Raw genomic sequence first — 19,499 nt, 5'->3', positions numbered from 1 at the left:
ATGAGGGCCTTTTTGCCTTTTGAAACAAAATCCTACCTCATGCTGAGGAGCCGACCGCAGGTCGGCCTCTCGAAGCACGCACCCGACCCAAGCAGCCGTTTCTCGATGTCGGACAGGCCGTCGGACCACGGCGGCCTGTCCGGTCAAACCCGGGCGACGATCCCGGATCGGCCTGCGGCCGTCCGGGACGACGACTCCCTGCGCCCTTGCGTTTCGAGCGCATTTCGCGCATGTGTGCGCCGCACACGAGATAGAAGAAGCGAACAGGCGGGACCGCGCGGGCGGCCCTGAAGCGAGAGCCCATGATACTCCACAATGTCGCGATCATCGCGCACGTCGACCACGGCAAGACCACGCTGGTCGACAAGATGCTGTCCCAGTCCGGATCGTTCCGCGAGAACCAGCGCGTCGCCGAACGCGTGATGGACTCCAACGACCTCGAGAAGGAACGCGGCATCACGATCCTCGCCAAGGCGACGTCGATCGTGTGGAAGGACACCCGCATCAACATCGTCGACACGCCGGGCCACGCCGACTTCGGCGGCGAGGTCGAGCGCATCCTGTCGATGGTCGACGGCGTGATCGTGCTGGTGGACGCGGCCGAAGGCCCGATGCCGCAGACCAAGTTCGTGGTGTCGAAGGCGCTGAAGATCGGGCTTCGCCCGATCGTCGCGATCAACAAGGTCGACCGCCCCGACGCCCGCGCGTCGGAGGTGATCAACGAGGTGTTCGACCTGTTCGCGGCGCTCGACGCCACCGACGAGCAGCTCGACTTCCCGATCCTCTACGGATCCGGCCGCGACGGCTGGCTCGCGGCTTCCCCCGACGGTCCCAAGGACGAGGGCCTGGCGCCGCTGTTCGACCTGATCCTCAAGCATGTGCCGGAGGCCAAGACCGAGCCCGGCCCGTTCCGCATGCTCGGGACGCTGCTCGAGGCCAACCAGTTCCTCGGCCGCATCATCACCGGCCGCATCATCTCCGGCCAGGTCCGTCCGAACCAGACCGTCAAGGTGCTGTCGCGCGACGGCCAGCTGGTCGAGAACGGCCGCGTCTCCAAGATCCTCGCCTTCCGCGGCATCGAGCGCACCGCGATCGACGTCGGCGAGGCCGGCGACATCGTCTCGATCGCAGGCCTGGTGAAGGCCTCCGTCGCCGACACGTTCTGCGATCCGCAGGTCACCGAGCCGATCCAGGCGCAGCCGATCGACCCCCCGACCGTGTCGATGAGCTTCCTGGTCAACGACAGCCCGCTCGCCGGCACCGAGGGCGACAAAGTCACGAGCCGCGTTATCCGCGACCGGCTGCTGAAGGAGGCCGAGGGCAACGTCGCGCTCAAGGTCGAGGAAGCGGCGGACAAGGACTCGTTCATCGTCTCCGGCCGCGGCGAGCTGCAGCTCGCGATCCTGATCGAGACCATGCGCCGCGAAGGCTTCGAGCTTGGCGTGTCCCGCCCGCGCGTCGTCATGCAGCGGAACGAGGACGGCGAGCTGGTCGAGCCGATCGAGGAGGTCGTGATCGACGTCGATGAGGAGCATTCCGGCGTCGTCGTGCAGAAGATGTCCGAGCGCAAGGCGGACATGCTGGAGATGCGCCCCTCCGGCGGCAACCGTCTGCGGCTGATGTTCCACGCGCCAACCCGCGGCCTGATCGGCTACCAGGGCGAACTGCTGACGGACACCAAGGGCACGGCGATCATGAACCGCCTGTTCCACGCCTATGGTCCCTACAAGGGCGAGATCGCGGGCCGCAACAACGGCGTGCTGATCGCGAACGAGGCCGGCGAGGCGGTCGCCTACGCGCTCTGGAACCTTGAGGACCGCGGCCCGATGATCATCGAGCCGGGCTGGAAGGTCTATCAGGGCATGCTGATCGGCATCCACTCGCGCGACAACGACCTCGAGGTCAACGTCCTCAAGGGCAAGAAGCTCACCAACATCCGCACGCAGTCGAAGGACGAGGCGGTGCGCCTCACGCCTCCGATCCGGATGACGCTGGAGCGCTCGCTGGCGTGGATCCAGGATGACGAACTCGTCGAGGTGACGCCCAAGTCGATCCGGCTGCGGAAGCGCCTGCTCGACCCCAACGCCCGCAAGCGCGACAGCCGCAAGGCCGAAGCGGACGTCGCGTGACGTCCGCTAGCATCTGACGTCGGCTCTCCCGCAAGACGAGCGCCGAAGCGGATCGCGCTCTGACTCAATGGTCTCGCCGGCGCGATCTTCGCGGGCGGCGGGACCTCTGTCGCTGGGACGCTCGGGGCTGCAGACCGCTGTCAGCGGGCGTCAGCGCGCCGCCATGACCAGCCGCATCCTGTCGCCCACGATCACGAGACCCGACAGCAGCCCGCTCCGGTAGGCGCCCGTGTCGAGATTGATGCGGTGGGGGTGGCTTAGGTCCACTTTGGGCTGCGGCGTGTGGCCGTGGATAACCCCCACCGTCTCGGCGTAGGGACCTGGACTGTCGAGCCACGGTCTCCGGGTCCACATCAACGTGCGATCGTGCTGCTCCGCGAGCGGCGCCTCCGGGTCAAGCCCAGCGTGCACGAAGACGAGCTGGCCGATGCGCGCCAGCGTCGGCAAGCGCTCAAGCCAATCAAGCAGATCCTGGCCGATCGCGGCCTTTAGCGCCTCGACCCAACCGGACATGCCGACACGGACGCCGGCCTCCTCCGCCAAGTCGCCGCCTCCGAATTCGAGCCAGTGCGCGACGTCCTCTGGGCGAGCGGAGGCCAGCATCGAGAGCAAGCGGTCTTCGTGGTTGCCCTTGAGCGTGATGGCTGTGGTCTCGGGCAGGCCAGCCTTCGCGCGACGGAGCGCCGCAAGGCTGCCCGGGCCACGGTCGACCAGATCGCCCACGCTGACGAAGAACCGGCTCGGCGCGACGCAAAGCTCTTCGGCCAGGGCCTCGCGCAGGGCGTCGAACAGGTCGATCTGACCATGCACGTCGCCGATGGCCGCGATGGCCACGCCGGGCGGCGCGGCACGGAGCGCGGGAACCCAATCGAAACGACAGACGGAGATTGAAGCCATTAGCGTCCAGATGGCGCGTAGCGGCCGCGCGACATCGGGGCTACCTCCTTTGAGGCGAAACGGCCCGCGGGACGGGGGCCCCGCGAGCCGACGTTCTGATCGCAGGCGATGCGCCCGCGTCGCTTCAGTGCGCGATCAGCGCCACGAACAGCTGGCCGCGCTTGGAGTCCAGCTCGGCGGCGGTCAGCTTGCCGTCCTTGTCGGCGTCGGCGGCGTTGAAGCGCTTGCGCGCGATGGTCAGCCACTCGTCGATCTCGAGGGTCTTGTCGCCGTCCTTGTTGGCGCGCTCCCAGTCCTTCGCCGTCAGGCGGCCTTCGGTCTCGTTCGGCTCGAGGGTCTTGTCGCCGTCGGGATTGATCGCCTGATAGGTCTCGGCGGCCAGGAGCAGGGCCTCCGGCAGCTCAAGGGTCTGGTCGCCGTCCTTGTTGTACTTCGACAGCACGTCCGCGCCGCTCAGCTTGGTCACGGACTGCGCGGCGGCCGGAGCGGCGAGGAGGACAAGCGCCGCCGCAGCAGCGCCAAGACGATGAGTGAACACGCTCATGGTGTTTTCCTGATAATAATAAGTTTAAACGGACCAATCGGCAGCGACGAGACGGCACACAACAACAAAGCCCGCGGAACGACGCTGCGTTGGCTCCTTATAAGCGCTTTATAAGTGTCGACCAGACCTGAATGCGCAAAAAACGCTTGAGTTAGCCCGCCTCGACGAGGCGCGCCGCCTGCTCCACCCATTTATCGCGCGCAATGCGGCCGGGCGGCGTCATCTTGGCGTCCAGCGACAACCGCTCGTCCTCGGTCATCCGCGCGATCTGCCAATAATGGAAGATGCCGGCCTCGTTCAGCACGGCCTGCAGCTTCGGCCCGACGCCGATGATCCGGGTGAGGTCGTCCGCCGGGCCCTGCGGCTCCGCCAGACGGGTCCCGCCGTTCGCCTTCGGGCGCTTGGCCGCGGCGCGAGGCTTGACGGCGGCCTCCGCTCCCGTGGTGGCCTGGGGCTCGGCCTGGGCTTCGACGGGCTCCGCCTTCTGCGGGGCCGCGGCGGGAGCGGCCGGCTTCGAGCTCGATGCGGCGCGCGGCTGGTTCGACAGGATGAAGTCGTGGATCCGCGGGGCGATCTGCGACCGGAACCGCGAACCGTTGAACACGCCGTAGTGGCCCACCTTGTCCTGCAGATAGTGGACGCGCTTGTCGTCGGAGAGACTCGAACAGAGCGCGTGCGCCGCCTTGGTCTGACCGACGCCTGAGATGTCGTCGCGCTCGCCCTCGACCGTCATCAGCGCACAACGGGTGATCTTCGAGCAGTCGACCGGCTTGCCGCGGTGGGTCATCTCGCCTTTCGGCAGGGACTGCCGCACGAACACGGTGTCGACCGTCTGAAGGTAGAACTCCGCGGTCAGGTCCATCACCGCGAGGTATTCGTCGTAGAACTCGCGGTGCTTCTCGGCGCTGTCGCCGTCGCCGTCCACGAGGTGGTTGAAGAACTCCTTGTGGGCCTCGACATGCCGGTCGAGATTCATCGACACGAAGCCGGTGAGCTGCAGGAAGCCGGGATAGACCTGACGCATCACGCCGGGGTGCGGCCACGGCACCATCGTCACCACGTTGCGCTGGAACCACTCGGTGCCGCGGTCGATTGCGACCTGGTTCACCGCGGTCGGGTTCTCCCGCGTGTCGATCGGGCCGCCCATCAGGGTCATGGAGTGCGGGACGAAGGGGTCGTTCTCGGCCTCCATGCGCGCGACCGCGGCGAGCACCGGCACGGCCGGCTGGCAGACCGCCATCACATGCACGTCGCCCTTCATGAAATGGAAGATCGAGATCAGGTAGTCGATGTAATCGTCGAGGTCGAAGGAGCCGTCGGTGACCGGGACGAGGCGGGCGTCGGTCCAGTCGGTGATGAAGACGTCGTGGTCCGGCAGCATGGCCTCGACAGTGCCGCGCAGCAGAGTGGCGTAGTGGCCCGACATCGGCGCCACGATCAGCAGCTTCGGCTGCTTGCGGACGCCCGGCCGCATCGCGCGTTCGAAATTGACGAGGTTGCAGAACGGTCGGCTCCAGACCGTCTTCTCGGTCACCGTTACCCGTTCGCCGTTGACGAGCGTCGTGGCGAGGCCGAACTCGGGCTTGCCGTAGCGCCGCGTCGCGCGCTCGAACACCTCGCACATCGCTCCCATCTTCCGACCCCAGTCGGTGTGAGAGGCGGGGTTCGTGGGGTTCTTGAAGTAGAGCCGACCGGCGTCCGCGAGCGCGCGCGCCGGGCCGAGCGAGGATTGCGCCGCCTCGTACATCCAGTACAACGGCATGGTCGTCAGGGAGCCGCCCCAGTCGGCGGTGGCGGGCGCCCCGCCAAACTCGCCGATACCCGCGCTCTTGATCTCTCTCGGCATCGCTCATCCTTCCGGATATGTTGCGTCGCACAACCCGCCAGACGATTCCGCGCTTACGCCGCGGCGTCAATCCATCCGATGGCGCCGGGCCTCCGCCACGGGCGAAGCGCGTGTAAGGTGTCGCCGTGACCCTCGACATCTCCCACGCCCGCGAGCGCCTGTTCTTCGTCCAGCACCGCCTGAGGCTCGACACGCTCGTGCGCCTGCGGTGGCTCGCGGTCGCCGGGCAGAGCGCGGCGGTGGTTCTCGTTCACGCGGCGCTCGGCTTTCCGCTGCCGCTCGCCGCCTGCTTCCTGGTGATCGCGCTTTCCGCCGGACTCAACGTTCTGCTGCGCCTGCGGTTTCCGGTGACGCACCGGCTTGCGCCGCGGGCGGCCGCCGCTCTTCTCGGCTATGACGTGCTGCAGCTTGCGGCGCTGCTCTATCTTACGGGCGGGCTGGAGAACCCCTTCTCCGTGCTGTTCCTCGCGCCGGTCATGATCTCGGCGACGGCGCTGCCGCCGAAGGCCACCCTGTCGCTCGCGGCGCTTGTCGTCGCCTGCGCGACCCTGCTCGGCCTCGTCCATCGCCCGCTGCCGTGGACGGGCGCCGAGCCCGTCAACATGCCCTTCCTCTATGTGGCCGGCATCTGGTGCGCCCTGCTGCTGGCGCTCTGCTTCATCGGCGTCTACGCGTGGCGCGTCGCGGCCGAGAGCCGCGAGCTCGGCCAGGCGCTCGCCGCGACCGAACTGGTGCTCGCCCGCGAGCAGCACCTGTCCGCGCTCGACGGCCTCGCCGCGGCGGCGGCCCACGAACTTGGAACGCCGCTCGCGACCATCGCGCTCGTCGCCAAGGAGCTCGAGCGGGGAATGGAGGCCGGCCCCCAGCGCGACGACATCGTGCTGCTGCGCGAACAGGTCGACCGCTGCCGGGACATTCTGAAGAAGCTGACGTCGCTCGACGAGCACGGCGCCCCCTTCGACATCATGGCCATGGGCCACCTGATCGAAGACGTCGTGGAGCCGCACCGCAATTTCGGCGTGGCGCTCCGCGTCGCGCTGATCGGCGACCGGGCGACCGAGCCCCACTGGCGCCGCAACCCGAGCGTGCTCTACGGCCTTGGCAACATCGTCGAGAACGCGGTCGACTTCGCCCGGTCGAGCGTGCGCGTGACCGCCGGTTGGGACGCGGCCCGCGTGACCCTCGAGATTGCGGACGACGGCCCCGGCTTCGCGCCCGAGATCCTCGCCAAGGTGGGCGAGCCCTATGTCTCGACCCGCTCGGACGACCGCGGGCACGATCAGGAGGCCGGCGGTCTCGGTCTCGGCGTCTTCATCGCCAAGACCCTGCTGGAGCGGTCGGGGGCGACGATCGAGATCGGAAACGCCGCCCCGCCGGAGGAGGGGGCGGTGGTGCGCGTCGCCTGGCCGCGGGGGCGGTTCGAGGCGCCGGAACGCGGCCTGTTCGGCTGATCCACGCCGCGGGCGTGCGCTCCGGCGTTGACGCGCGGACGCTTCGTTGCTAGGAGACCGCCACTCGCGGCGGGCCTGAGCTCGCCGCTCGTCGTTTTATCGCCGCGCGGGCTCTACGCTCGCGGCGCATCGGATCAAGGAACGAGACGCCCATGGCCAACACGCCGTCGGCCAAAAAGGCCGCCCGTAAGATCGCTCGCCGCACGCTCGTGAACGGCGCCCGCCGCAGCCGCGTGCGCACCTTCCTTCGCAAGGTCGAAGAGGCGCTCGCCTCGGGCCAGGCGGACGACGCCCGCAACGCTCTCCGCGCCGCCGAGCCGGAGATCATGCGCGCCGCCCAGAAGGGCGTGCTGCACAAGAACACCGCGTCGCGGAAGGTCTCGCGCCTCGCCGCCCGCGTGCGCGCTCTCAGCGCCTGAACGACGGTTTCAAGACGCTTCGAAACCCGGCCGCGAGGCCGGGTTTTTTCGTTTGTGGCGCCTACGCGACGGGCTTCACGAACGTGCCGCCGCACGGATTCAGCGCTTGACTCGGATTTATGAAGGATTCGCAACAGATCGAGTCCATCCCTTGCGGGCGAGCACGAAAAACGTATATCGATCAGAATGTTAGGGGCAAGACCCGCAAGGGGACCCGGAATCCGCCCCGTCACGGGGGAGTCGCACGGCTCCGAAGATCGAGATTCGACCCGGCGGAGTCGCTTTTGGAGGACCTCCCCGGACGCTGTGATTTTGCTGGCTACCCAAGGTTTTGGAGAGCTCCGGCCGCTTCGATAGGCTGGCGCTGCGGCGATATGAATCGATTCGTTTGGGAGTCGGCATTGCGCCGTTTTAGGCCGCTGTGTATCGTCTGAACCCATGGAGACGCCGCAAATATCTTTCTTCCACAGAAACATAAAAGCGGCTCTTCCGGAGATAACGTCCAGTCGTCCAAAGTATTTTTGCGTACGCTGGCTGTGTATCGCCTGAGTTAGTGTTTCAGGATCTTTGAAGCCGTGGCCCGGCGAGACGTTCCCGATCAGGGAGCCTCGCCGCACGGCCAGTCGTGACAACGAGAAATGGGAGCGTCGGGCGTTTCCGGCGAAGGCTAGTCTATGTCTCAGACGAAAGGGCATTCCTACGCTGGCGACGTGACGCCCGCCGAGGCCTGGACGGCGCTCGAGAGCGACGGCGCGGCGGCGATGGTGGACGTGCGCACCAGCGTCGAGTGGAGCTTCGTCGGCGTTCCCGATCTCTCGCCGCTGTCGAAGCGCGCGGTGCTGCAGGAATGGCAGACCTTCCCGACCATGCAGGTCGATCCCGAATTCCCCGCGAAGGTCGAAGCCGCGCTCGCCGCCGCCGGCGCGGGGAAGGACGCTCCCGTGTTCTTTCTCTGCCGCAGCGGCGCGCGGAGCCAGGCTGCGGCCGCCGCGATGGCCGCAGCGGGCTGGACCCGTTGCTACAACGTCGCCGGCGGCTTCGAGGGTCCTCTCGATCAGGACCGCCATCGCGGCGCCGCCGCCGGCTGGAAGGCCGACGGCCTGCCCTGGATCCAGAGCTGATCCGTCTCCGCCCATCCTTTCGACCGCCGCATCAGCTTCCCTCGGAGTGGTCCTATGCCTTCAGCGCAACCCGAACGACTTTTCCCCGCGACTCCGGCGGCCGGCCAGCTGACCGAGGGAGAGATCGCGTGGCGGAAGGCCAGCGAAAGGCTACGCGCTGAGTTCGGGGACGACGTCTACGCCAGCTGGTTCGCCCGTCTGGTGCTCGACCGTATCGAGGACGGCGTGGCGCATCTGACGGTGCCGACGCGCTTCCTGAAGAGCTGGATTCAGTCGCACTACGCCGACCGCATCGCGGCGGTGTTCGGCGAGGAGCGGCCGGACGTCACCCGCATCGCCCTCGGCCTGCGGGTCGCCGCGCCGAAGCTTGCGACCAACGGCGGCGACGTGGTGACGTCGCCCGCGCCGCGCGAGCCTTTCTTTGACCGGGGCGGCCAGACCGGCGCCGCGCCCGCGCCGCTGCCCGGCTCCAACCGCTCGTCGTCTGACCACCAGCGCCTTCCCGGCTCGCCGCTCGACCGGCGGCTGACCTTCGACACCTTCCTCGTCGGCCGCGCCAACCAGCTCGCCTATGCGGCCGCCCTGCAGGTGGCGAACGCCAAGGCCGGGGACCCCGTGACCTTCAACCCGTTGGTCATCCACGCGGCCGTGGGACTGGGGAAGACCCATCTGCTGCAGGCGACGGCGCACGCCGTCGAAGCCTCCGGCCGGCGCGTCATGTATCTCACCGCCGAGAAGTTCATGTTCGACTTCGTCGCGTCGCTGAAAGGGCAGACGGCGCTCGCCTTCAAGGAGAAGCTGCGGGCGATCGATCTGCTGGTCATCGACGATCTGCAGTTCCTGCAGGGCAAGGTCGTGCAGCAGGAGTTCGGGCACACGCTGAACGCCCTGCTCGACGGCCGCCAGCAGGTGATCGTCGCCGCCGATCGCGCGCCCTCCGAGCTCGAGGGGGTCGACGAGCGGCTGCGCTCGCGCCTCGCCGGCGGCCTGACGCTCGAGATGGGCTCGCTCGACGAGGAGCTGCGCGCCAAGATCCTGGTGGAGCGGATCGCCGTCGCCCGCGCCGTGCATGCGAAGTTTGACGTGCCGGCCGAGGTGATCGCCTATGTGGCGAAGATCATCACGGCGAACGGCCGCGATCTCGACGGCGCGGTGAACCGCCTTCTGGCGCACAACACGCTGACCGGCGCCCCGATCACGATCGAGATGGCCGAGACGGCGCTGCGCGACCTCGTACGCCAGGTCGAGCCCAAGCGCGTCAAGATCGAGGACATCCAGCGCATCGTCGCCAAGCACTACAACGTCAGCCGCGCCGACGTGCTGTCGTCGCGCCGGACCCAGACGGTGGTGCGGCCGCGCCAGGTGGCGATGTATCTTTCAAAGCAGATGACACTGCGGTCGCTTCCCGAGATCGGCCGTCGCTTCGGGGGGCGCGACCACACCACGGTGCTCCATGCGGTCCGCAAGATCGACGACCTGGCGAAGCGCGACCAGACCCTCGCGGACGAGATCGAACTGATCCGGCGCATGCTCCTGGAGTGAGCCGGAGCTCGCCCAAACCCTTGCCGGGCAAGGCTTCGATCCTAGACTTTTGACGGGCGCGAGCGGCCCCTGCGAGCGTTGACTTCGCACCTGCGGCAATCCTACTGTCCGCCCCGCTCGCGACCGGATCTGCCCGCCGGCGCGCCAAGTCTTGCCGCGCCGCTTGGCCCGAGGCGATCGCCCGGGGCCCACGGCGAACCCCTGAGGTGACCGCCGCGATGAAGGTTCTCGTTCCCGTCAAGAGAGTGGTCGACTACAACGTGAAAATCCGGGTCAAGCCGGATGGGTCGGGCGTCGAGCTCGCCAACGTCAAGATGTCGATGAACCCCTTCGACGAGATCGCGGTCGAAGAGGCGCTTCGCCTCAAGGAAGCCGGGACCGCGACCGAGGTCGTGGTGGTGTCGATCGGACCCGCCCAGGCCGCCGAGACGATCCGCACGGGCCTCGCCATGGGCGGCGACCGCGGCGTGCTCGTGAAGGTCGACGGCCCGGTGGAGCCGCTCGCCGTCGCGAAGATCCTGGTCAAGCTCGTCGAGAAGGAGCAGCCCGGCCTCGTGATCATGGGCAAGCAGGCCATCGACGACGATTGCAACCAGACCGGACAGATGCTGGCCGCGCTGCTTGGCTGGCCCCAGGGCACCTTCGCCTCCAAGGTCGCGCCCGACGCCGACGGCGTCTCGGTCACCCGCGAGGTCGATGGCGGCCTCCAGACGGTGCGGCTGAAGCTCCCCGCCATCGTGACGACGGACCTCCGCCTCAACGAGCCGCGCTACGCCTCGCTGCCGAACATCATGAAGGCGAAGAAGAAGCCGATCGACGAGACGTCGGCGGCCGATCTCGGCGTCGACGTGGCGCCGCGTCTCCAGGTGGTGAAGACCACCGAGCCGCCGAAGCGCCAGGCCGGCGTGAAGGTGGGCTCCGTGGCGGAGCTCGTCCAGAAGCTCAAGACCGAAGCGGGAGTGATCTGATCATGGCGACCCTGCTTCTCGCCGACCACCACGAAGACAGCCTCGGCGACGCGACCGCAAAGGCGCTGACCGCCGCCAAGGCGCTCGGCGCTCCGGTGCACGTGCTCGTCGCCGGCCAGTCGCCGAAGGGCGCGGCCGAAGCCGCCGCCAAGCTCGACGGCGTCGAGAAGGTGCTGGTCGCAAGCGCCGAAATCTACGCCCATGGTCTGGCGGAGCCCTTCGCGGAGCTGATCGTCGGCCTGATGGCGAACTACGACGCGCTCGTCGCCTCGTCCTCGACGACGGGCAAGAACGTGCTTCCGCGCGTGGCCGCCAAGCTCGACGTCATGCAGATCTCGGACATCGTGAAGGTCGAGAGCCCCGACACCTTCGAACGGCCGATCTACGCCGGCAACGCGTTGCAGACGGTGACGAGTTCGGATCCCAAGAAGATCGTCACGGTTCGCACCGCGGCCTTCGCCGCGACCGGCGAGGGCGGCTCGGCGCCGATCGAGGAGGTGGCCGCGGCCGCCGACCCCGCGCTGTCGAGCTTCGTCGGCGAGGACCTCACCCAATCCGACCGGCCGGAGCTCGGCTCCGCCAAGGTCATCGTCTCCGGCGGCCGCGCGCTGGGCTCACGCGAGAAGTTCGAGCAGGTGATCGAGCCGCTCGCCGACGCCTTCGGGGCCGCCATCGGCGCGAGCCGCGCCGCGGTCGACGCCGGCTACGCTCCGAACGACCAGCAGGTCGGCCAGACCGGCAAGATCGTGGCGCCGGATCTCTATGTGGCGCTGGGCATCTCCGGCGCGATCCAGCATCTCGCCGGCATGAAGGACTCGAAGGTCATCGTCGCGATCAACAAGGACGACGAGGCGCCGATCTTCCAGGTCGCGGACTACGGCCTGGTGGCGGACCTGTTCGTCGCGGCGCCGGAGCTTCAGGCGGAGCTCGCCAAGTCGAAATGACGCTTCGGCGCGGGGGCGATGGTCGCCAGCGCGCCGTTCTGCTTTAGAATGAGCATGCGCGCTGGCATTGTGCGGCGCACCAATTATAGTTCGCCGCGACAGTGTCCCCTCCCGGGACGGCGGCGCAGCAGACTGGCCAGGCAGGTTCGATGGCGGTGGACATTCGCAAGATCGGCGTGATCGGCGCGGGCCAGATGGGCACCGGCATCGCTCATGTCTGCGCGCTCGCCGGGCTGGACGTCGCCTTCAACGACATCTCGTCCGACCGCCTCACGGCCGCGCTCGGCCGCATCGACGCCAACATGCAGCGTCAGGTGGCCAAGGGCGCGATCGCGGAGACCGATCGGACCGAGGGTCTGGCGCGCATCCGGACCGTCGACAGCTACGCCGGCCTGGCTGACTGCGATCTCGTGATCGAGGCCGCGACCGAGGACGAGCAGGTCAAGCGCAAGATCTTCTCAGAGCTCTGCCCGCAGCTGAATCCCGGCACGATGGTGGCGAGCAACACCTCGTCGATCTCGATCACGCGGCTCGCCGCCTCGACCGATCGGCCGGAGCGGTTCATCGGCATCCACTTCATGAATCCGGTGCCGCTGATGCAACTCGTGGAGCTGATCCGCGGCATCGCGACCGAAGACGAGACCTTCGAGAGCTCCAAGGCGCTGATCGACCGGCTCGGCAAGACCGTCGCGGTCTCCGAGGACTTCCCGGCCTTCATGGTCAACCGCATCCTGCTGCCGATGATCAACGAGGCGATCTACACGCTTTATGAGGGCGTGGGCTCGGTCGACGCGATCGACACCGCCATGAAGCTCGGCGCAAACCACCCGATGGGGCCGCTGCAGCTCGCGGACTTCATCGGCCTCGACACCTGCCTGTCCATCATGCAGGTGCTCTACGAGGGCCTCGCGGACAGCAAGTACCGCCCCTGCCCGCTGCTGGTGAAGTACGTCGAAGCGGGCTGGCTCGGCCGCAAGACCCAGCGCGGCTTCTACGACTACCGCGGCGAACACCCGGTGCCGACGCGCTGACCGCGTGCGGCCGGGCGGCTTAACCGCCCGTTAAAGCCGCTGCGCCATGGTGGTCTTTTGCACCATGCGGGGAGTTGGCCCATGGAGATCGGTTCGCTGGCGGCGGGCGCCGTGGCCACCCAGGCCCAGCAGACCCGCGACGGCTTCACCATCGCCGCGCTCAAGATCGCGAACGAGCAGCAGCAGGCGATGGCCGACCTCGTCGCGCAGACGGCCGCGAACGGCAAGGCGCTGACGGAAGCCGGCGTCGGCACGGTGCTCGACGTGTCCGCCTGATCATCGCTCCGTATCCAGATACCTAATCCGTAGTCACGGTCGCGCCTTGGCTTGACTTGGGGCGCGTGGTCGCGACTTCGTGCTCGCAGGACCCACGTTCGAAGGAGCCCGCGATGGCCCGCACGCTCGTCGCCGCCATCGGCCGCGCCGCCGCCGTTCTCGCGCTCGCCGTGACCCTCGCCGGCTGCGGCGTGAACAATGTTCCGACGCTCGAGGAGCAGGCCAAGGCCAGCTGGAGCGAGGTGCAGAACCAGTACCAGCGCCGCGCCGACCTGATCCCCAACCTTGTCGAAACCGTTAAAGGGTTCGCGCGGCAGGAGCAGGAGGTGCTGACGGCCGTCGTGGAGGCGCGCGCCAAGGCGACGCAGGTCACGATCGACGCCAGCAAGCTCACCGACCCGGCGGCTGTGAAGGCCTTCCAGGACGCGCAGGCCCAGCTATCAGGCGCGCTCGGCCGTCTGCTCGCGGTGTCCGAGCGCTACCCCGACCTCAAATCGAACCAGAACTTCTTGGCGTTGCAGTCCCAGCTCGAAGGCACCGAGAACCGGATCGCGGTCGCGCGGCGCGACTACATCGAATCCGTCCAGGCCTACAACACCGAACTCCGCACCGTGCCCGGTCGCTGGATCGCCGGCTGGCTCTATCCCGACGCCAAGCCCATGGCGACCTTCACCGCGACGCCGGAAAACCAGGCGCCGCCGAAGGTGTCGTTCTGAGAGCTTGATCATACCAAACGGACGCGCCGGCCTTGGTCCCCTCCCGCAAACAGGAGTGGGAGAGGCGTCTCGAAGCACGCGCTTCCGGCTGCGCCAAACTCTCGTCATGGTCCGGCTTGACCGGACCAACCGCCTCCGGCGTCACGTTCTGCGCTGGAGGTGGCTCCTCCGGTCGAGCCGGAGGACGACTGGAGGGTGTCCCGAACGGGATGCCGTAGCGGTTTTCGAACTTCGCCGATCGCCCTCACCGAGGCGGACGGGCGTAGACGTCAAGGTGTCCGACTTCGGCCCGCACGCCCGCGAACTCCGTGCGGAACGCGAGCCATCCGTCGAGGCCCGCGGGCGCATCGGGGAGGTCGGCGACCGCGCGGGCCATGCCCGCCACAAGCTCGCCCGTGAGCTCGGTCTCGGCCCAGCCGAGGCGCCAGGGGCTCGCCCCCTCCACGGTTTCGGATCCCTGCGCCCGCAGAAGGCGCGCCAGCGTCTCGGCGGCCGCCGGCCCGAGCGCCGGCCCGAAGCCCTTGTCGGTCTGCTGGTGGCGATTGAAAGCCGCGATCACGGCGAGGTCGCTCGGGTGCGCCGGGGCGAACCGGGTCGAGCCGTCGTAGCTCAGCGCGGCGTAGAGCGGCCGTCGCGTCGCGGCCAGGGCGCCGACGAAGTCCCGGAGCCAGCCGTCGCCCACGAGATCGAACAGCGCTGACGCCGCAACCAGGTCGGCCAAGCGCGCAGGCGCGGGCAACGGGTCGGCGGCGAGATCGAGGGCGAAGGTCTCGACCGCGATCTCCTGTCCGCCACGCGTCAGGCGCAGCTCGCCGCCGTCGTCCGTCGCCACGTCCGCCCATGCGGACAGCCGGGCGCGGGCGTGCGCCAGCAGAGCGGGGTCGTGATCGATCAGCCGCCAGCGCTGCCGCGCCCCCAGATGCGGAGCCACCGCGCGCAGCGTGGAGCCGGATCCGCAGCCGAGATCGGCGACGACGACCTCCTCCAGGTCAGCGAAATCCGATGCGACCGCCGCCAGAACCTCAGCCGAGCGGGCGGCGTGATCGGCCGGCTCGCGCAGGTCGAGCCAGGCGGGATCGAACCCGCTCATCGCACGTGCGCCGCGACGCGCTCGAACACGTCCGCCGTATCCGACCAGCGCGGCAGGCGCTCGGCATGGGCCCAGGCCGCGCCGGCGGCGGCCCGACGCGCGTCGGAGTCGCCGGCGAGGCGGCGCAGCGCGGCTTCGACGTCCGCCACGTCATCAGGATCGACGATCGCGCCGGCGTTTGCCGGCACCGTCGTCTCAGAGGCCCCGCCGCGCCCCGCGATCACCGGCAGGCCGCGCGCCAGCGCCTCGGTGTAGGCCATGCCGTAGCCCTCGTAGCGCGAGGCCAGCACGAAGACGTCCGCGCCCGCGTACTCCCGCACGATCGCCTCATGCGACAGCTCGCCCAGAAGTTCTACGCGGTCGCCGATCCCGGCAGCCGCGATCTCCGCCGTCAGCGCCTCCACAGTCGCGACGTCACGCGTGACGCTCCCGGCGATCCGCCAGCGCCAGTCGAGATCGGTCATGCGCGCCAGGGCTCGGGCTACGGCGATATGGTTCTTGCGCGGCGTAACGGTCGCGACGGTGAGCAGCGTCGGCGGGCCGCTCTCCGCTCCGCGCGCGCGCTCCGCGGGGGCGACGCCCGGCTCGGCGACCGACAGCCGCTCGGCTGAAACGCCGAAGCGGTCGCGGAGGGTGGCGGCGGTCGTCTCGCTTGTCGCGACGACGTGGGCCACGGCGGTCAGAGCGGCGCGCTCGGAGGCCTCGAGCCGAGCCGCGACGTCGTCCGCCAGATTGCCCTCGAGCGCCAGCGGATGGTGGCAGAGCGCCACCACCGGCCGGTCCAGCGCGCGGATGCGCTCCGGCGGCAGAACGGCGTAGGCGAGGCCGTCCACGAACAGGGTCGACGCCTTCGGCACGGCCGCCAGACGGCGCAGGGCCTCGGTGAGGTCGGCCTCCGAGCCGAAGGGCAGCGCCGCCGGAAGACCGAGCGCGACGGCGCCGCGGCGGCGGCCGGCGAGCTCCGCGAGCACGTGGGAGTCGTAGACGTAGCCGCCGGTGCGGATCTGGAGGTCGCCCGGAACCGCGAGGACGATGTCAGCCATGGCCGAGCGGGCCTTCGTACCAAGCCCGGGCCACGTGACTCTCGTTCAGCGTCACGCGGATTTTTGTGAGGCCGGCGGCGTTCGGTCCGAGCGCGCCGGTGCGCGCGGCCTCCGCCATGGCGTCGAAGATGTGCTTCGCGAGGAACTCGGTCGTGGTGCGCTTGCCCGGCAGCGCCTCGTCGAGGTTGGCGTAGTTGATCGGCGCGAGCGCGGCCTTCAGCGCGTCCGTCGCCCGGCCGATGTCGACCACGATGTCGTCGGCGTCCAGCTCCTCGCGGAAGAAGGCGACGTCGACCACGAAGGTCGCCCCGTGCAGCGCCTGGGCAGGGCCGAAGGTCTCACCCTTGAGGCTGTGGGCGATCATGATGTGGTCGCGGACTTCGACGGCGTACATGCGGGCGCTCCCAAGGCGGTTCAGGCGTAAGCGAGCGCGACGCCTAGGGCGTCGGCGCCGGGCGCGAAGACGTCCGGCAGCAGCCGGGGCGCGTCCTCGAAGGCGATCTCGCGGTCGATCAGGAGATCGAACCGCTCGTCGTTCGCAAGCAGCTCCAGCGCCGCAGCCAGTCGGCGCGCGTGGCTCCAGCGCGGCCGTCGCGCGGGCGAAACCTGGCCCACCTGCGAGGAGACCAGCTTCAGCCGCCGCGCGTGGAAGGCGCCGCCGAGCGCGACCGGCGTCTCGCCCGCGCCATGCCAGCTCATCTCCACCACGGTCGCTTCGTCGCCGGCGAGCGACAGCGCGAGGTTGAGGCCCGCGGCGCTCGCGCTGGCGTGCAGCACCACGTCCGCCTCGCCCGGCGCGTCGTCCGGGGTCGCGAACCGCGCGCCGAGCGCTTTGGCGACGGGCCGCCGCCGGGGGTCGACGTCCACCGCTGTGACCTCAGCCCCCGGCAGCCGGGCGGCGAGAGCGGCGACCAGCAGCCCGACCACGCCGGCCCCGACCACCACGATCCGGTCGCAGGGGCCGGCGCCCGAGTCCCAGAGGGCGTTCAGGGCGGTCTCCATATTGGCGGCCAAGGTCGCTCGTTTTTGCGGCAGGCCGTCGGGCAGGGGCGTGAGCGCCTCGACCGGCGCGAGGAACAGACTTTCGTGGGGGTTCAGGCAAAACACGGCGCGGCCGATCAGGTCCTCGGGGCCGTCCGCCACCGTTCCAACCGCGCAGTAGCCGTACTTCACCGGCCCGGGAAAGACGCCTTCCTGGCGCGGAGCGCGCATCCTTTCCCACTCGCTTTGGGGCACGCGGCCTTGGAAAACCAGTCGTTCCGTGCCCCGGCTGACGCCGGAGAAGGTTGCGCGGACCAGCGCCTCGCCGCCGCGCGGCGGACCGAGCGACGTGGCCTCGCGAACCTCGATCCGGCCGCCGCCGAGATACCACAGCGCTCTTGGCCGGTCCGCGGCGGGGGAGTTGTCGGCTCGCCGCATCGACCCTAATTGCCCGCCAGTTCGTTCCAGAGGATGCGGACGTTCGCCCGCGACGGAGGTTATATCCGGCTGCGCGCGAACGACCAGCCCGCCGCCGCGTCCGCGTCATCGAAAGCGTCACATGAGTTCCACGATCGACAGCTCCCCGGTCGCCGCCTCCCGTCCCTCCTGGCTGCGGGGCCTGTTCCGGGGGACGACGCCGACCGGCGCCCAGTCGACCGCGGCGCTCGCCGCCCGGCGATTGACGATGGCGGCTCTTGTGCTCGGCACGATGGTGGGCCTGAGCTGGGCCTTCTGGACGGTGATGGCGGTCGACGGCTGGTCGATCCCCGAGATGGTCATGTACCTCTGCTTCGTGGTCTCGCTTCCGTGGATCGTGATCGGGTTCTGGAACGGGGTGATCGGCCTCGTCTTGCTGCGGCTAGCGCGCGACCCGCTCGACATCGTGGTTCCCTGCGCGGCCTACGCCGGCGCCGCCGACCCGATCGCCGTCCGCACCGCGATCGTCATGTGCATCCGCCACGAGAACCCCGAGCGCGTCGTGCGCCGCCTCGACGCGGTCCTCCGAAGCGTCGACGCCACCCGCGAGGGGCGGGCGTTCGACCTCTTCATCCTGAGCGACTCGACGCAGGACGATCTCGCCGCCGAGGAGCGAGCGACGATCGAGACCTGGCGCGCGCGCCTCGCCGACCCCGACCGCGTCGTCTACCGGCGGCGCGCCGTCAACGCCGGCTTCAAGGCGGGCAATATCCGCGAGTTCCTGGTGGAGCGCGGCGACGACTACGAAGTGATGATCACGCTCGACGCCGACAGCGTCATGTCCGGCGAGACCATCCTGCGCCTCGTCCGCATCATGCAGGCGAACCCGAAGCTCGGCATCTTGCAGAGCCTCGTGGTCGGGCTTCCCGCCCGCACCGCCTTCGCGCGCATCTTCCAATTCGGCATGCGGGCCGGCATGCGCAGCTACACCATGGGCGCGGCCTGGTGGAGCGGCGACTGCGGACCCTACTGGGGCCACAACGCCGCGATCCGCGTCGCGCCGTTCCGCGACCACGCCGAACTGCCGGCGCTGCCCGGCAAGCCCCCCCTCGGCGGGACGATCCTCAGCCACGACCAGGTCGAGGCCGTGCTGGTGCGCCGCGCGGGTTACGAGGTCTGCGTTCTGCCGGAGGAAGGCGGATCGTGGGAGGACAACCCGCCGTCGCTGCCAGAGTTCATGCGGCGCAACCTGCGCTGGTGCCAGGGCAACATGCAGTACGTGAAGCTGCTCGGCATGCCTGGTCTGAAGCTCATCAGCCGCCTGCAGCTGCTGCTCGCAATTCTGATGTACGTCGGCGCGCCCGCCTGGATCGGCTTCATGATCGCCGGCGCGGCGCAGGCCTTCATGCCGCCGTCCGTTATCGGCGAGCTCGACCCGCCCGGCTCCTTTCCCGTCGGCCTCTCCATCGGCCTGCTCATGACGATGCTTACCATCACCTTCACCCCGAAGCTGATGGGCTATCTGGACGTCGCTCTGCAGCGTAACGAGATGGACCGCTACGGCGGGCCGCAGCTCTTCACTCTCGGCGCGCTCGCCGAGGTGCTGTTCGGCTTCCTCCTCGCGCCGCTCATCAGCTTCTCCGTGACGACCTTCCTGTTCGTGCTGCTGGTTTTCGGAAAGTCTGTCGGCTGGGAGGCGCAGGACCGCGACGCCCACCGAGTCGGCTGGGGGGAGGCGACGCGCAAGCTGTGGCCGGCCACCCTGTTCGGCGCGGCCCTCACCGTCGCCTTCGCCGTTTCGGCTCCCTATGTGCTGTTCTGGGCGGCCCCGGTCCTCGCGAGCTTTCTGCTGGCGATCCCCTTCACGGTGCTGACCTCCACGGAGACGCTCGGCGCGCTCACCGCCCGCGCCGGCCTCGGCGCGACGCCGGAGGAAGTGCGTCCGCCGCTTGAGGTGCGTGCCGTCAGCGACGATCTCGTCGCCGCGCGCTACGCCCCGCCGCTGTCCCCATTCCGCCTGGACGGGGGCGACGTGCGCGCGCTGCAGGCCGCGGAATAGGCCGCGGGCGAGGGACGTTGGCGAG

18 protein-coding genes are annotated in these 19,499 nt (G+C 69.1%); 11 read left to right on the top strand and 7 right to left on the bottom strand.

Translation table 11 applies throughout. The annotated features are described in order from the left end of the window. Positions 1 to 302: 302 nt before the first annotated feature. Positions 303 to 2,129, top strand: coding sequence for a translational GTPase TypA (gene typA, locus METY_RS12165; RefSeq protein WP_103121659.1), 1,827 nt, complete (start codon positions 303 to 305; stop codon positions 2,127 to 2,129). 150 nt (positions 2,130 to 2,279) lie between these two features. Here the strand turns inward: typA and METY_RS12160 are convergent, their stop codons facing one another. From METY_RS12160 to phaZ, 3 genes are all read right to left on the bottom strand, one after another. Continuing rightward, positions 2,280 to 2,963 (bottom strand): metallophosphoesterase family protein, encoded by a 684-nt coding sequence (locus tag METY_RS12160; RefSeq protein ID WP_244593630.1) that lies wholly within the window; start codon positions 2,961 to 2,963, stop codon positions 2,280 to 2,282. Positions 2,964 to 3,150: 187 nt separating this feature from the next. Next, positions 3,151 to 3,570 carry a hypothetical protein gene (locus METY_RS12155; protein WP_103121657.1) on the bottom strand — a complete coding sequence of 140 codons (420 nt, stop codon included), beginning with the start codon at positions 3,568 to 3,570 and terminating at the stop codon, positions 3,151 to 3,153. Positions 3,571 to 3,721: 151 nt separating this feature from the next. After that, positions 3,722 to 5,416 (bottom strand): polyhydroxyalkanoate depolymerase, encoded by a 1,695-nt coding sequence (gene phaZ / locus METY_RS12150; RefSeq protein WP_103121656.1) that lies wholly within the window; start codon positions 5,414 to 5,416, stop codon positions 3,722 to 3,724. Positions 5,417 to 5,541: 125 nt separating this feature from the next. Between phaZ and METY_RS12145 the strand changes: the two genes are divergently transcribed. The 9 genes from METY_RS12145 (at position 5,542) to METY_RS12105 (ending at position 13,884) form a co-directional block, all read left to right on the top strand. Then, positions 5,542 to 6,867 (top strand): ActS/PrrB/RegB family redox-sensitive histidine kinase, encoded by a 1,326-nt coding sequence (locus tag METY_RS12145; protein WP_103121655.1) that lies wholly within the window; start codon positions 5,542 to 5,544, stop codon positions 6,865 to 6,867. Positions 6,868 to 7,019: 152 nt separating this feature from the next. Continuing rightward, the gene (rpsT, locus tag METY_RS12140; RefSeq protein WP_020187339.1) at positions 7,020 to 7,286 is read left to right on the top strand and encodes a 30S ribosomal protein S20; all 267 of its coding nucleotides are present in this window, start codon (positions 7,020 to 7,022) and stop codon (positions 7,284 to 7,286) included. Between the two features lie 674 nt (positions 7,287 to 7,960). After that, entirely contained in the window at positions 7,961 to 8,407 is a 447-nt protein-coding gene (locus METY_RS12135) for a rhodanese-like domain-containing protein (RefSeq protein WP_103121654.1), read from the top strand. 54 nt (positions 8,408 to 8,461) lie between these two features. Further along, positions 8,462 to 9,949, top strand: coding sequence for a chromosomal replication initiator protein DnaA (dnaA, locus tag METY_RS12130; protein ID WP_244593629.1), 1,488 nt, complete (start codon positions 8,462 to 8,464; stop codon positions 9,947 to 9,949). A 218-nt stretch (positions 9,950 to 10,167) separates the two neighbouring features. Beyond that, entirely contained in the window at positions 10,168 to 10,917 is a 750-nt protein-coding gene (locus tag METY_RS12125; RefSeq protein ID WP_103121740.1) for an electron transfer flavoprotein subunit beta/FixA family protein, read from the top strand. Between the two features lie 2 nt (positions 10,918 to 10,919). Further along, positions 10,920 to 11,861 carry an electron transfer flavoprotein subunit alpha/FixB family protein gene (locus METY_RS12120; protein WP_103121653.1) on the top strand — a complete coding sequence of 314 codons (942 nt, stop codon included), beginning with the start codon at positions 10,920 to 10,922 and terminating at the stop codon, positions 11,859 to 11,861. Positions 11,862 to 12,010: 149 nt separating this feature from the next. Next, the gene (locus METY_RS12115; RefSeq protein ID WP_103121652.1) at positions 12,011 to 12,892 is read left to right on the top strand and encodes a 3-hydroxybutyryl-CoA dehydrogenase; all 882 of its coding nucleotides are present in this window, start codon (positions 12,011 to 12,013) and stop codon (positions 12,890 to 12,892) included. An 81-nt stretch (positions 12,893 to 12,973) separates the two neighbouring features. Then, on the top strand, positions 12,974 to 13,168 hold the full coding sequence (locus METY_RS12110) for a hypothetical protein (RefSeq protein ID WP_103121651.1): 195 nt from the start codon (positions 12,974 to 12,976) through the stop codon (positions 13,166 to 13,168). A gap of 113 nt (positions 13,169 to 13,281) precedes the next feature. Then, positions 13,282 to 13,884 carry a LemA family protein gene (locus tag METY_RS12105; RefSeq protein ID WP_103121650.1) on the top strand — a complete coding sequence of 201 codons (603 nt, stop codon included), beginning with the start codon at positions 13,282 to 13,284 and terminating at the stop codon, positions 13,882 to 13,884. 244 nt (positions 13,885 to 14,128) lie between these two features. Here METY_RS12105 and METY_RS12100 read toward each other — a convergent pair whose 3' ends face one another. Genes METY_RS12100 through METY_RS12085 form a run of 4 tightly spaced genes read right to left on the bottom strand, consistent with a single transcriptional unit; the run spans position 14,129 to position 17,436 of the window. After that, positions 14,129 to 14,974, bottom strand: coding sequence for a class I SAM-dependent methyltransferase (locus METY_RS12100; RefSeq protein WP_103121649.1), 846 nt, complete (start codon positions 14,972 to 14,974; stop codon positions 14,129 to 14,131). Then, entirely contained in the window at positions 14,971 to 16,017 is a 1,047-nt protein-coding gene (locus tag METY_RS12095; protein WP_103121648.1) for a glycosyltransferase family 4 protein, read from the bottom strand. The genes METY_RS12100 and METY_RS12095 overlap by 4 nt, the downstream gene beginning before the upstream one ends. Continuing rightward, entirely contained in the window at positions 16,010 to 16,411 is a 402-nt protein-coding gene (locus METY_RS12090) for a 6-pyruvoyl trahydropterin synthase family protein (RefSeq protein WP_103121647.1), read from the bottom strand. The genes METY_RS12095 and METY_RS12090 overlap by 8 nt, the downstream gene beginning before the upstream one ends. A gap of 20 nt (positions 16,412 to 16,431) precedes the next feature. Next, positions 16,432 to 17,436 (bottom strand): zinc-dependent alcohol dehydrogenase, encoded by a 1,005-nt coding sequence (locus tag METY_RS12085; protein ID WP_103121646.1) that lies wholly within the window; start codon positions 17,434 to 17,436, stop codon positions 16,432 to 16,434. A 121-nt stretch (positions 17,437 to 17,557) separates the two neighbouring features. On the opposite strand from METY_RS12085, the gene mdoH reads away from it, so the two are divergent. After that, on the top strand, positions 17,558 to 19,474 hold the full coding sequence (gene mdoH, locus METY_RS12080) for a glucans biosynthesis glucosyltransferase MdoH (RefSeq protein ID WP_103121645.1): 1,917 nt from the start codon (positions 17,558 to 17,560) through the stop codon (positions 19,472 to 19,474). Positions 19,475 to 19,499: the final 25 nt, after the last annotated feature.

The organism is Methylopila sp. Yamaguchi (genome assembly GCF_002897035.1).
Lineage (GTDB): Bacteria > Pseudomonadota > Alphaproteobacteria > Rhizobiales > Methylopilaceae > Methylopila.
Note: the sequence above shows the minus strand (reverse complement) of the source record. Positions and strands in the feature narration are given on the sequence as shown.

What these genes read in the sequence shown, in the direction of transcription:
- rpsT (WP_020187339.1), top strand. Translation starts at nt 7,020, where the DNA reads ATGGCCAACACGCCGTCGGCCAAAAAGGCCGCCCGTAAGATCGCTCGC.
- METY_RS12135 (WP_103121654.1), top strand. Translation starts at nt 7,961, where the DNA reads ATGTCTCAGACGAAAGGGCATTCCTACGCTGGCGACGTGACGCCCGCC.
- METY_RS12155 (WP_103121657.1), bottom strand. Translation starts at nt 3,570, where the DNA reads ATGAGCGTGTTCACTCATCGTCTTGGCGCTGCTGCGGCGGCGCTTGTC.
- METY_RS12115 (WP_103121652.1), top strand. Translation starts at nt 12,011, where the DNA reads ATGGCGGTGGACATTCGCAAGATCGGCGTGATCGGCGCGGGCCAGATG.
- METY_RS12090 (WP_103121647.1), bottom strand. Translation starts at nt 16,411, where the DNA reads ATGTACGCCGTCGAAGTCCGCGACCACATCATGATCGCCCACAGCCTC.
- METY_RS12105 (WP_103121650.1), top strand. Translation starts at nt 13,282, where the DNA reads ATGGCCCGCACGCTCGTCGCCGCCATCGGCCGCGCCGCCGCCGTTCTC.
- typA (WP_103121659.1), top strand. Translation starts at nt 303, where the DNA reads ATGATACTCCACAATGTCGCGATCATCGCGCACGTCGACCACGGCAAG.
- phaZ (WP_103121656.1), bottom strand. Translation starts at nt 5,416, where the DNA reads ATGCCGAGAGAGATCAAGAGCGCGGGTATCGGCGAGTTTGGCGGGGCG.
- METY_RS12110 (WP_103121651.1), top strand. Translation starts at nt 12,974, where the DNA reads ATGGAGATCGGTTCGCTGGCGGCGGGCGCCGTGGCCACCCAGGCCCAG.
- METY_RS12085 (WP_103121646.1), bottom strand. Translation starts at nt 17,436, where the DNA reads ATGCGGCGAGCCGACAACTCCCCCGCCGCGGACCGGCCAAGAGCGCTG.
- METY_RS12120 (WP_103121653.1), top strand. Translation starts at nt 10,920, where the DNA reads ATGGCGACCCTGCTTCTCGCCGACCACCACGAAGACAGCCTCGGCGAC.
- dnaA (WP_244593629.1), top strand. Translation starts at nt 8,462, where the DNA reads ATGCCTTCAGCGCAACCCGAACGACTTTTCCCCGCGACTCCGGCGGCC.
- METY_RS12100 (WP_103121649.1), bottom strand. Translation starts at nt 14,974, where the DNA reads ATGAGCGGGTTCGATCCCGCCTGGCTCGACCTGCGCGAGCCGGCCGAT.
- METY_RS12095 (WP_103121648.1), bottom strand. Translation starts at nt 16,017, where the DNA reads ATGGCTGACATCGTCCTCGCGGTTCCGGGCGACCTCCAGATCCGCACC.
- METY_RS12125 (WP_103121740.1), top strand. Translation starts at nt 10,168, where the DNA reads ATGAAGGTTCTCGTTCCCGTCAAGAGAGTGGTCGACTACAACGTGAAA.
- mdoH (WP_103121645.1), top strand. Translation starts at nt 17,558, where the DNA reads ATGAGTTCCACGATCGACAGCTCCCCGGTCGCCGCCTCCCGTCCCTCC.